This window comes from Serratia sp. NA_13, from assembly GCF_052691735.1.
The window spans coordinates 54,857-66,984 of sequence record NZ_JBQZFV010000018.1 but is presented as its reverse complement, the minus strand read 5'-3'; the positions used below and the strand labels follow the sequence as shown (position 1 = coordinate 66,984).

10 protein-coding genes are annotated in these 12,128 nt (G+C 57.0%); 8 read left to right on the top strand and 2 right to left on the bottom strand.

The features are described from left to right. Nucleotides 1-138 precede the first annotated feature (138 nt). On the bottom strand, nt 139-708 hold the full coding sequence (gene ppiA / locus ACUTSU_RS20150; RefSeq protein WP_012147266.1) for a peptidylprolyl isomerase A: 570 nt from the start codon (nt 706-708) through the stop codon (nt 139-141). A gap of 355 nt (nt 709-1,063) precedes the next feature. Between ppiA and ACUTSU_RS20145 the strand changes: the two genes are divergently transcribed. The 4 genes from ACUTSU_RS20145 to tsgA all read left to right on the top strand — a co-directional run bounded on the left by ACUTSU_RS20145 (nt 1,064) and on the right by tsgA (nt 5,285). After that, entirely contained in the window at nt 1,064-1,408 is a 345-nt protein-coding gene (locus ACUTSU_RS20145) for a PTS lactose/cellobiose transporter subunit IIA (RefSeq protein ID WP_445652881.1), read from the top strand. Next, a complete protein-coding gene (locus ACUTSU_RS20140; protein ID WP_445652852.1) occupies nt 1,405-2,712 on the top strand; it encodes a 6-phospho-beta-glucosidase in 1,308 nt (435 codons plus the stop codon). The genes ACUTSU_RS20145 and ACUTSU_RS20140 overlap by 4 nt, the downstream gene beginning before the upstream one ends. Nucleotides 2,713-2,807: 95 nt before the next feature. After that, the gene (locus tag ACUTSU_RS20135; protein ID WP_445652880.1) at nt 2,808-3,788 is read left to right on the top strand and encodes a LacI family DNA-binding transcriptional regulator; all 981 of its coding nucleotides are present in this window, start codon (nt 2,808-2,810) and stop codon (nt 3,786-3,788) included. Between the two features lie 312 nt (nt 3,789-4,100). After that, complete coding sequence (gene tsgA, locus ACUTSU_RS20130) at nt 4,101-5,285, top strand: MFS transporter TsgA (RefSeq protein ID WP_445652851.1); 1,185 nt, start codon at nt 4,101-4,103, stop codon at nt 5,283-5,285. A gap of 65 nt (nt 5,286-5,350) precedes the next feature. Here the strand turns inward: tsgA and ACUTSU_RS20125 are convergent, their stop codons facing one another. Continuing rightward, on the bottom strand, nt 5,351-6,619 hold the full coding sequence (locus ACUTSU_RS20125) for a cytosine deaminase (RefSeq protein WP_445654659.1): 1,269 nt from the start codon (nt 6,617-6,619) through the stop codon (nt 5,351-5,353). Between the two features lie 304 nt (nt 6,620-6,923). On the opposite strand from ACUTSU_RS20125, the gene nirB reads away from it, so the two are divergent. Genes nirB through cysG form a run of 4 tightly spaced genes read left to right on the top strand, consistent with a single transcriptional unit; the run spans nt 6,924 to nt 12,080 of the window. Next, nucleotides 6,924-9,473: a nitrite reductase large subunit NirB gene (gene nirB, locus ACUTSU_RS20120; protein ID WP_445654650.1), complete on the top strand. Its 2,550-nt coding sequence runs from the start codon at nt 6,924-6,926 to the stop codon at nt 9,471-9,473. After that, nucleotides 9,470-9,796, top strand: coding sequence for a nitrite reductase small subunit NirD (gene nirD / locus ACUTSU_RS20115; RefSeq protein ID WP_445652849.1), 327 nt, complete (start codon nt 9,470-9,472; stop codon nt 9,794-9,796). The genes nirB and nirD overlap by 4 nt, the downstream gene beginning before the upstream one ends. Before the next feature lie 30 nt (nt 9,797-9,826). Then, nucleotides 9,827-10,627: a nitrite transporter NirC gene (gene nirC / locus ACUTSU_RS20110; RefSeq protein WP_445652848.1), complete on the top strand. Its 801-nt coding sequence runs from the start codon at nt 9,827-9,829 to the stop codon at nt 10,625-10,627. Nucleotides 10,628-10,676: 49 nt separating this feature from the next. Further along, the gene (cysG, locus tag ACUTSU_RS20105) at nt 10,677-12,080 is read left to right on the top strand and encodes a siroheme synthase CysG (protein WP_445654649.1); all 1,404 of its coding nucleotides are present in this window, start codon (nt 10,677-10,679) and stop codon (nt 12,078-12,080) included. Nucleotides 12,081-12,128 lie beyond the last annotated feature (48 nt).

The window sequence follows — 12,128 nt, the reverse complement described above, 5'->3', positions numbered from 1 at the left end:
AACAGATGCAGAACGCCGGGTTTCCGGTCTGGTTATAAGCTGGCGATTAAAACATGTGAAGGGGGAAAAAACAGTGATGCAGGCAAGGCTTCCGGGGAAAGCAACGCAGCCGGCCCACCTGGGGCCGGCGCAAAATCATTATGGCAGCACTTTTGCTGACAGGATGACGATAGGTTTGCTCGGAACATTCTGGTACGGACCGACGTTGCCGGTCGGTGCCTGGGAGATTTTATCTACCACGTCCATGCCTTTGACCACTTTACCGAATACCGCATAGCCGAAATCGCGCTGCCCGTGATCCAGGAAGGCGTTATCCGCCACGTTGAGGAAGAACTGGCTGGTGGCACTGTCTTTGTCGGCAGTACGCGCCATCGAAATGGTACCGCGCAGGTTGCGCAGGCCGTTATCCGCTTCGTTCTTGATCGGTGCCTGGGTGGATTTTTGCTGCATATCCGCAGTAAAACCACCGCCCTGAACCATAAAGCCCGGGATCACACGGTGGAAAATGGTGTTGTTGTAATAGCCGCTGTTCACGTAGTCGACGAAGTTCTTGGTGGAAACCGGAGCCTTCTGACTGTCGAGCGCCAATTCGATATTCCCTGCCGAGGTAGTCAGCATGACATGAGTTTCACCGGCGGCGAGCGCGGCAGGTGCCATTGCTGTCAGGGAACACAGCGCAACGAAGGTCACTAAAGTACGTTTGAACATTAACGGGTCCTTTCTCTGAGAGACAAACAACGGAAAAGCGCATTGATTCTAAAGAGCTGCGCCTGCGAGTGCCAGCCATTTACCTATATTTACTTAATTGTGGGACTTATCTCAGTCAGCCCCGGATTTTACTGCCAAAAGTATGATCGCCTTAGACCTTTTTGCCAACTGCATCACGCATCTTTTGCCCTTTTTACGCCTTGGTTGTTTTTTGCGACACAACTCCCGGTTTCATTTTCCATTCCCGTTACATTAGGTCAATGAGAGCGCTCTCATTTTGGCGCAACGATGAGAATAATGAATGTCCGCCGGCACCACCGCCGTGCAATACAGGAGAAATAACGTGAGTGAATTGATGCCTGAAACTGAAATCAGCCCCGATTTTGAAAGCACCATCATGGAGCTGTTGGTGTTCTCCGGTGGCGCCCGCAGCAGTGCGCTATTGGCGCTGCAACAAGCGCGTGCCGGCGACTTTGAAGCTTCAGCCAAACACATGGCCGAATCCAAACAGTCGGTAAAAAAGGCCCATCAGATCCAGACCCAACTGATCGGCCTGGACGAAGGCTGCGGCAAACTGACCATCAACCTGATTACCGTTCATGCTCAGGATCATCTGATGAACGCCATGGTGATCCAGGATCTGGCAGACGACATGATTGAGCTTTATCGCCGTCAGACCCAAATGGAGATTCGCGCATGAAACCGTTAAAAATCGCTGTCATCGGCGGCGGCAGCAGCTACACGCCAGAATTGGTCGATGGCTTGATCCAACGCATTGATGAGCTGCCGGTGACCGAACTGGCGTTGGTGGACGTTGAGCCTGGCCGTGAAAAGGTCGAGATTATTGCCGCCCTGACCGAACGCATGCTGGCGCGCCACGGGCTAGAACAGGTGAAGGTCAGCGTGCATTTCGAACTGGATGAGGCCATTCGTGACGCCAATTTCGTTCTGACTCAGTTCCGCGTTGGCCAGTTACCGGCACGCGCCGCCGACGAGCGCTTGGGGCTGAAGTACGATTTAATCGGCCAGGAAACCACCGGCGTAGGTGGTTTTGCCAAGGCACTACGCACCATTCCGGTGATGCTGGATATCGCACGCCGGGTGGAAAAACTGGCGCCTGACGCCTGGATCATCAACTTCACCAACCCAGCCGGCATCGTCACCGAAGCGGTCTCCCGCTACACCAAAGCGAAAATCATCGGCCTGTGCAACGTGCCGATCAGCATGCATCACATGATCGCCAATATGCTGAAAAGCCGTTATCAAGAGGTGCAGCTGCAGTTCGCCGGGCTGAACCACATGGTATGGGTGCATCAGGTGCTGCAAAACGGGCATGACGTCACCGACAAGGTGATTGACATGTTGTGTGACGGTGCGGCGCTGACCATGAACAACATCAAGGAAGAACCTTGGCAACCGGACTTCCTGCGAGCCGTCGGGGCGATCCCTTGCCCCTATCACCGCTATTTCTACCAAACCAAAGAAATGCTGGCCGAGGAAATTGCCGCTGCGGCCGAACGCGGTACCCGCGCCGAGCAGGTGATGAAGGTGGAGAAAGAGCTGTTTGAGCTGTACGCCGATCCGCATCTCGACAGCAAACCGGAACAGTTAAGTTTCCGCGGTGGATCATATTATTCGGAAGTGGCACTGGAGCTAATTCGTGCGATCCATAATAATCTCGGGACGCAATTAGTCGTTAATACCGCAAACCGTGGCGCTATTCGCGGTTTACCGGACGACGCGGTGATAGAAACCAACTGTATCGTCGATGCTCAGGGTGCCCATCCGCTGACCTTCGGCACGCTGCCGGACTCCATGCACGCGCTGACCCAACAGGTGAAAGCTTATGAGCGCCTGACCATCGAAGCTGCAGTGCACGGCGATCGCCGCAGTGGGCTGCTGGCGTTGGTCACCAACCCGTTGGTCGGCAATGCCAATGTGGCGCAGCCACTGTTGGATGAAGTGCTGGCGGTGAATGCGCCTTATCTGCCCCAGTTCAAATAACCGTCGGGCCAACCGCGGTTGCTGATACATTGCTATACCTAATATACGGGGGCCGCTGCGTCGGCCCCATTTTTGTCGTAATCAGGAGTCGGATGATGGTGACACTGGAAGATGTCGCAGCCCTGGCGGGCGTGTCCCGCGCCACCGTGTCACGCGTAGTGAATGGCGATACCAACGTTAAGGGGCAAACCCGTGAGAAGGTTGAAAAGGCGGTGGCCCAACTTGGCTACACGCCCAATCCGGCCGCCCGCGCACTGGCCTCCAGCCACAGCAATACCCTGGGGCTGGTCACTACCTCCTATCGCGGCGGCTTCTTCGGCGCACTGATGGACTTCGTGCAAACCGAAGCCGAATCCCACGGCAAGCAGTTGTTGGTGACCCAGGGGCGTAACAGTGCGGAAAACGAATGGCAGGCGATCCAACGACTGTTCAATCTGCGCTGCGATGGCGTGATCCTGCACGTCCGTTTCCTCAGCGATGACCAGTTACGCCAACTGGCGGCAGAGCAACGCCGCTTTGTGCTGCTCGATCGTCTGGTGCCTGGTCTGGAAGCGCACTGCGTCACATTCGATCACCAGTGCGCCAGCCGCATGGCAACACAACAATTGATTGATGCCGGCCACCGGTACATTGCCTGCATCAGCGGCCCGCGCGACCGCCCTTCCAGTCTCTTGCGGCTGCAGGGTTTTGAACAGGCTATGCAGACGGCGCATATCAAGCCGGTCGCCTGCGTCGAGGGGCTTTACGATCTGGAGAGCGGTTATCGCTGCGCCGATCAACTGCTGAAAATGAAAACCCTGCCCACCGCCATCTACTGCTGCAATGAAGAGATGGCCATCGGCGCACTGCTGGCCGTCAACGAACACCGCCTGCGGGTGCCGCAAGATATCTCGCTAATCTGTTACGACAGCGGTGAACGCGCCCCCTTTGTCCGCCCGGCGCTGACCAGCGTGCATTTCCCGATCAGTGAAATGGCGCAATATGCCGCCCGCCTGCTGATTGACCCAGCCACGTCACCGGTTAGCTTTGCGCCGCTCGTTATCAGCCGCGACTCGATCGTGACGGCGAGAAAATAGATCACAAAAATATTTCAGCGCCTCTCATTGATTGCATCAAAAAGTAGATAGGCATCACAAAAACTCCCGTTGTCTGTGCTAGGATCCGCTCCCTGGTGGCCTGATCGGGACTTTTCCTGCTTTTGCCAGGAAAAGCCAGCGGCCTTAATCCAGCGTTATACCCTATGAATTTCAAATTGCAGCTAGGCACCCAGCTCACTCATCCCCAGGAGCTTACTTAGGTAAGTGAGTGGGGTAAGTTAGTGCAGGTAACAACGCTGCGGTTTGAAAGGCGACGGGAATAATCCTAACAGACATAATCAGGCCTATATAATGAATGACAGCAACCGTCTACGGCTTACCTGGATCAGCTATTTTTCTTATGCGCTGACCGGTGCTTTAGTTATCGTCACAGGGATGGTGATGGGGAACATTGCAGAGTACTTTAATCTGCCGGTTTCCAGCATGAGTAATACCTTTACCTTCCTTAACGCCGGTATTTTGATTTCGATCTTCCTCAATGCCTGGCTGATGGAAATTATCCCGCTGAAACGTCAACTGATATTTGGCTTTGTGCTGATGGTACTGGCTATTGCCGGACTGATGCTCGGCAAAAGCCTGACCATGTTCTCGTTGTGCATGTTTATCCTTGGCGTGGTCAGCGGTATCACCATGTCGATAGGCACCTTCCTGATCACCCATATGTATGCCGGCCGCCAACGCGGTTCGCGCCTGCTGTTCACTGACTCCTTCTTCAGCATGGCCGGGATGATTTTCCCGATTGTCGCCGCGATGCTGCTGGCACGTCAGATCGGCTGGTACTGGGTGTACGCCTGCATCGGCCTGCTGTATGTAGGTATTTTTGTGCTGGCCCTGTTCTCCGAGTTCCCGGTTTTGGGCAACAAAGGTGCCGACGCTGGCCAGCCGGTGGTGAAAGAAAAATGGGGTATCGGCGTGCTGTTCCTGTCGATCGCCGCACTGTGCTACATCCTCGGCCAACTTGGTTTCATTCAGTGGGTGCCGGAATACGCCACCAAGTCGTTCGGGATGGATATCAGCCAGGCCGGCAAGCTGGTGAGCGATTTCTGGACCTCGTACATGATCGGCATGTGGGTGTTCAGCTTTATCCTGCGCTTCTTCGATTTGCAGCGCATCGTCACGGTTCTGGCCGCTTTGGCGACCGGTGCGATGTACCTGTTTGTCAGCACCGACAATCCGGAACATCTGGGCTACTACATTATGGCTCTGGGCTTCGTTTCCAGCGCAATCTACACCACGCTGATCACGCTGGGCTCGCTGCAGACCAAGGTTTCCTCACCGAAACTGGTTAACTTCATCCTGACCTGCGGCACCATCGGTACCATGCTGACCTTCGTGGTGACCGGCCCGATCGTAGCCAAAGGCGGCGCGCACGCGGCGCTGACTACCGCTAACGGCCTGTATCTGGCGGTATTCGTGATGTGCCTGCTGCTCGGTTTCGTCACCAAGCACCGCAGCCACGGTCACGTGACCCACTGATCTGTCATCAATGACGTGATATTGAAAAGGCGCCCCGGCGCCTTTTTTATTAGGGTAGTTCTGCCTCAACGCCGGAAATCCACCTTCTCATCCTGCGCCAGATACAGCGTGGTTTCTGCTGGCTGGGTTTCGGCAATCACCGTGCCCTGACGTATCGAGTAACGCACCGGCGTCTGTCGGCGCAGCGCATCAAAGCCGCTATCGGCCGGCAATATCACCAGGTTGGCACTGTTGCCCGCGGTCAGGCCGTAGTCGGTCAGATGTAGAGTGCGCGCACTATAGCTGGTGATCAGTTTCAGCCCGTCGTCGATCTGGCCGTATCCCATCAGTTGGCACACGTGCAGCCCCATATGCAGCACCTGCAGCATGTTGGCAGTGCCCAGCGGATACCAGGGATCGAACACATCATCATGGCCGAAGCAGACGTTGATATCCGCCTCCAGCATCTCCTTCACCCGGGTGATACCGCGCCGTTTCGGGTAGCTGTCGAAGCGACCTTGCAGGTGAATATTGACCAAGGGGTTGGCGACAAAGTTGATGCCGGACATTTTCAACAGGCGGAACAACCGTGAAGTGTAAGCCCCATTGTAGGAATGCATCGCCGTGGTGTGGCTGGCGGTGACTTTGGCGCCCATATCCAGCTTAAGCGCCAACGCCGCCACGGTTTCGACAAAGCGCGACTGTTCGTCGTCTATCTCATCACAGTGAACATCCACCAGCCGATCGTATTTCTGCGCCAGGGCGAACGCCTTGTGCAACGAATCCACGCCGTACTCACGCGTAAACTCAAAGTGCGGGATGGCTCCCACCACATCGGCCCCCAGCCGCAGCGCCTCTTCCAACAGCGCCTCGCCGTTGGGATAAGACATAATGCCTTCCTGCGGAAAAGCGACGATTTGCAGCGTGACCCAGGGGGCGACTTCCTGTTTCACCTCCAGCATCGCACGTAGCGCGGTCAGGGTTGGGTCGGAAACGTCAACATGGGTACGCACATACTGCACGCCGTTGGCGATCTGCCATTTCAGCGTCTGCCAGGCGCGTTGTTTGACGTCCTCGTGGGTCAGAAGCGCCTTGCGCTCTGCCCAGCGCTCAATGCCTTCAAACAGGGTGCCTGACTGGTTCCAGGCCGGTTGCCCGGCGGTCTGGGTAGTATCCAGATGGATATGCGGTTCGACAAACGCCGGCAGCGCCAGCCCGCCCTGCGCATCCAGCACATCATTGCGCCATTCCAGCCCTTCCGGCTGCGGCACGATATGGGCGATGCGCCCCTGCTCAATGGCCAATTGCCACAGCCCTTCATGCCCGCTCAGACGCAGGTTATCGATAAACTTCAATGGACTTTTGGCCACCCTTCACCTCTGCTGTTCCAGTCTGTTTCATTCATCATACTGGCAGCGGATCAGACTGACAAAGACGCCAAGAATTTATTACCCCCACCCATTACTCCCGAATGGGTAGAATTCGCATTAACTGGCTCGTTTCAGCTAAAGATTAATAAAAACCGCAACTTAACAAATAACGATAAAAATCATTCATATACCACATTAGAGGTATATGGAGGGGCGATTGATTTGCATCAATAAATCGCCCACCGGGAGGAATAAGGTAACGCTAGGAAACCAGAATTTTGAGGCAATAATGAGCAGAGTCAAACTCGCTGTCATCGGCAATGGCATGGTCGGCCACCGGTTTATCGAAGATCTGTTGGAAAAAGCAGACAAAGACCAATTCGACATCACCGTATTTTGCGAAGAACCGCGCATCGCCTACGATCGCGTACACCTCTCTTCTTATTTCTCCCACCACACCGCCGAAGAACTTTCACTGGTACGTGAAGGCTTTTACGAGAAGCAGGGCGTGAAGGTTTTGGTCGGCGAACGCGCCATCACCATTAACCGCAGCGAGAAAGTCATTCACTCCAATACCGGCCGCACCGTCTACTACGACAAGCTGATCATGGCTACCGGCTCTTATCCGTGGATCCCACCGATTAAAGGTGCCGAAAGTCAGGACTGTTTCGTCTACCGTACCATTGAAGATCTGAACGCTATCGAAGCCTGCGCCCGCCGCAGCAAACGCGGTGCGGTGGTCGGCGGTGGCCTTCTGGGGCTGGAAGCCGCCGGTGCGCTGAAAAGCCTCGGTGTTGAAACTCACGTCATCGAGTTTGCGCCGGTACTGATGGCCGAACAGCTCGATCCGATGGGCGGCGATCAACTGCGCCGCAAGATTGAACGCATGGGCGTCAAAGTCCATACCGGTAAAAATACCCAGGAAATCGTCAACGGCGGTGAACAGGCGCGCAAAACCATGCAGTTTGCCGACGGCACCGCGCTGGAAGTGGACTTTATCGTCTTCTCCACCGGCATCCGCGCTCAGGACAAGCTGGCTCACCAGTGTGGCCTGGCTACCGCCCGCCGTGGCGGCATCGTGATTAACGACAGTTGTCAAACCTCCGATCCGGACGTTTACGCCATCGGCGAATGTGCCTCCTGGCATGAACGCACCTTCGGCCTGGTGGCGCCGGGCTATAAAATGGCGCAGGTCACGGCCGATCATCTGCTGGGCCGCGAAAATGCCTTCCAGGGCGCCGACATGAGCGCCAAACTGAAGCTACTGGGCGTAGACGTTGGCGGCATTGGCGATGCCCACGGTCGCACTGAAGGCGCACGCAGCTACGTTTATCTGGATGAAAGCAAAGAAGTCTATAAGCGCATCATCGTCAGCGCCGACAACAAAACCCTGCTCGGCGCGGTGCTGGTCGGCGACACCAGCGACTACGGCAACCTGTTGCAACTGGCGCTGAACTCCATTGAACTGCCGGAAAATCCGGACGGCCTGATCCTGCCGGCGCATGCGGGCAGCAAACCGGCCATCGGCGTAGATTCATTGCCGGAAACCGCGCAAATCTGTTCCTGCTTCGACGTCACCAAAGGCGACATCATCAAGGCGGTCGGGATGGGTTGCCACACCGTCGCGGCGATAAAATCAGAAACCAAGGCCGGTACCGGCTGCGGTGGCTGTATTCCTCTGATCACTCAGGTGTTGAACGCCGAACTGAGCAAACAGGGCATCGAGGTTAACCATCACCTATGCGAACACTTCACCTATTCACGCCAGGAGTTGTACCACCTGATCCGCGTTGAAGGCATCAAGTCCTTCGACGCACTGCTGGCCAAATACGGCAAAGGTTACGGCTGCGAAGTCTGTAAACCGACCGTCGGCTCGCTGCTGGCTTCCTGCTGGAATGAGTTCGTGCTCAAACCGCAACACACGCCGCTGCAGGACACCAACGACAACTTCCTCGGCAATATCCAGAAAGACGGCACCTACTCGGTGATCCCACGCTCCGCCGGCGGTGAAATTACGCCGGACGGACTGATGGCGGTCGGCCAGATTGCCAAGGAATACAACCTGTATACCAAGATGACCGGTTCTCAGCGCATCGGCATGTTCGGCGCGCAGAAAGACGACCTGCCGGCCATCTGGAGCAAGCTGATTGCCGCCAGTTTTGAAACCGGCCACGCCTACGCCAAGGCGTTGCGCATGTCGAAAACCTGCGTCGGCAGCACCTGGTGTCGCTTTGGCGTGGGTGACAGCGTCGGGTTTGGCGTCAAACTGGAACACCGCTACAAAGGCATCCGTACGCCACACAAAATGAAGTTCGGCGTTTCCGGCTGTACCCGCGAATGCGCTGAAGCGCAGGGCAAGGACGTCGGCATTATCGCCACCGAGAACGGCTGGAACCTGTACGTGTGCGGTAACGGCGGCATGAAGCCCCGTCACGCCGACCTGCTGGCGGCGGATCTCGACAGCGCTACGCTGGAACGCTATCTGGACCGTTTCATGATGTTCTACATCCGTACCGCCGATAAGCTGCAACGCACCTCGGTGTGGCTGGAAAGCCTGGAAGGCGGCATCGATTATCTGCGCAAAGTGATCATTGACGACAAACTGGGCATCAACGATCAGTTGGAAGCCGAAATCGCCCGCTTGCGTGAGGCGGTGATCTGCGAGTGGAAAGAAGCCGTCGAAGATCCTCAGGCCCAGGTGCGTTTCGCCCACTTTATCAACAGCAGCCTGCGCGATCCGAACGTACAAGTCGTGGCCGAGCGCGAACAGCATCGGCCGGCGCGTCCGGATGAACGTATTCCCGTCACTCTGCTGGAAGCTGAGGAGAACAACCTATGAGCCAGTGGATCACCCTTTGCCCCGTTACTGATATCTTGCCAGGCACCGGCGTGTGCGCTCTGATCGGCGCACAGCAGGTGGCGATATTCCGCCCCCATGCCGACGAGCGGGTGTTTGCTATCAGCAATATCGATCCCTTCGCCCAGGCCAGCGTGCTGTCACGTGGCCTGATCGCCGAACATCAGGGGGAACTGTGGGTCGCCAGCCCGCTGAAAAAACAGCATTTCCGCCTGCACGACGGTTACTGCCTGGAAGATGGCAGCCGCAGCGTCGCGCATTTCACCAGCCGGGTTGTGGACGGCATGGTGCAGGTCGCGGCCTGATATTTTCTATTTAACCTCAGGGGAAGTAGCATGTTCACCGATACCATCAACAAATGCGCCGCCAACGCGGCACGCATCGTCAGGCTGTCGAAAGACAGCCCGCTGGGCTTCTGGATCAGCTCGGCGATGGCCGGGGCCTACGTCGGCCTCGGCATCATTTTGATCTTCACCCTTGGCAATCTGGTCGATCCTTCCCTTCGGCCATTAGTGATGGGTGCCACCTTCGGCATCGCGCTGACGCTGGTGATCATCGCCGGTTCCGAACTGTTTACCGGCCACACCATGTTCCTGACGCTGGGCGTCAAAGCCGGTACCATTCGCCACAGCCAGATGTGGGCGGTACTGCCGCAAACCTGGTTGGGTAACCTGCTGGGATCGGTGCTGGTCGCACTGATGTACTATTACGGCGGCGGCAGCCTGCTGCCGGTAGACACCAGTCTGATACATACTGCGGCACTGGCGAAAACCACTGCTCCGGCCGAAGTGCTGTTCTTCAAGGGCGTGCTGTGTAACTGGCTGGTTTGCCTGGCAATTTGGATGGCCATTCGCGTCGAGGGCGCCGCCAAATTCATCGCCATCTGGTGGTGCCTGCTGGCCTTTATCGCTTCCGGCTATGAACACTCCGTCGCCAACATGACGCTGTTCGCCCTGTCCTGGTTCGGTAATCACAGTGAGGCCTATACCCTGAGTGGGATCGGCCATAATCTGCTGTGGGTGACGCTGGGCAATATCCTGTCCGGTTCGGTCCTGATGGGCCTGGGTTATTGGTACGCCACGCCGCGCGCCGAACGGCCACAGGCAGAGAAAGCCGCAGCGCGCCAGACTGCATAATATTCCGGGGCGCCTTGCGCCCCACTGCTGATTGTCCCGAGGAGTGCCGATGGATTACCTGCCGATTTTCTGCCAACTGCAACACAAAGCCTGCCTGCTGGTCGGTGGCGGTGAGATTGCCGAGCGCAAGGCTCGCCTGCTGCTGGACGCCGGTGCGGCACTGACCGTCAACGCTTGTGCCTTCACCCCGCAGTTCCACGAATGGGCGGATCTTGGCCGGGTCACTCTGGCGGAAGGTGAATTCAGTACAGAGTTACTGGCAGAAAAGTGGTTGGTGATCGCCGCCACCGACCGGGTCGAGGTCAATGCGCTGGTGTACCAGTGTGCCAACCAGCAGCGGGTATTTTGCAACGTGGTCGACGATCCGAAACGCGCCAGTTTTATCATGCCGTCGATTATCGATCGCTCGCCGATCATGGTCGCGGTGTCCTCCGGCGGCAAAGCCCCGGTGCTGGCACGACTGCTGCGTGAAAAGCTGGAGGCCGTGCTGCCCCAACATCTTGGCAAGTTGGCACAGCTGGGGGGTTCGTTGCGTCAGCGGGTGAAAAAGCACTTCAGCGACATCGGCTCACGCCGCCGTTTTTGGGAAAAGCTGTTTGCCCACGATCGGCTGGCACAATCGCTGGCCAATAATGACGTAGCGCTGGCGGAGCGGCAAATTGAGCAACTGTTTAGCCATCAACCGCAAGAATGTGGCGAAGTGGTGCTGGTGGGTGCCGGTCCGGGCGATGCCGGTTTGCTGACTCTGAAAGGCCTGCAGCAAATCCAGCAGGCTGACGTGGTGGTTTATGACCGGCTGGTGTCTGATGAAGTCATGACACTGGTACGCCGTGATGCCGAACGCATCTTCGTCGGCAAGCGCGCCGGCCATCATTGCGTACCGCAGGAGCAGATCAACCGCATCCTGCTGGAGCAAGCGCAACGGGGCAAACGCGTAGTCCGGCTGAAAGGCGGTGACCCGTTTATTTTCGGCCGTGGTGGCGAAGAGCTGGAAACCCTGACCGATGCCAACATCCCGTTCTCGGTAGTACCGGGTATTACCGCCGCCTCCGGCTGTTCGGCCTACAGCGGCATTCCCCTCACCCATCGCGACCATGCGCAGAGCGTGCGACTGGTGACCGGCCACGCCAAGAGCGACGGCGGGTTGGACTGGGCGACGCTGGCCGCCGGGCAACAAACGCTAGTGTTTTACATGGGCCTGACGCAGGCGGCAGAGATCCAACGCCAACTGATCGCGCACGGCATGGCTGCCGCTACGCCGGCGGCGCTGGTAGAAAATGGGACTTCCTGCCGCCAGCGGGTCATCGAAGGTGAATTGAGCCAACTGGGGACGCTGGCCTTACAGGCTGCCAGCCCAAGTTTAATCATCGTCGGTAGCGTAGTCAGCCTGCGCAGTAAGCTGAACTGGTTCTCCAGCCAGCAGCCTCCGCAACCACTGGCTCAAATGGCCTGAGACCAACGTAAAAAAAGCGGCCAGTGGCCGCTTTAGGTTGCTGACAAA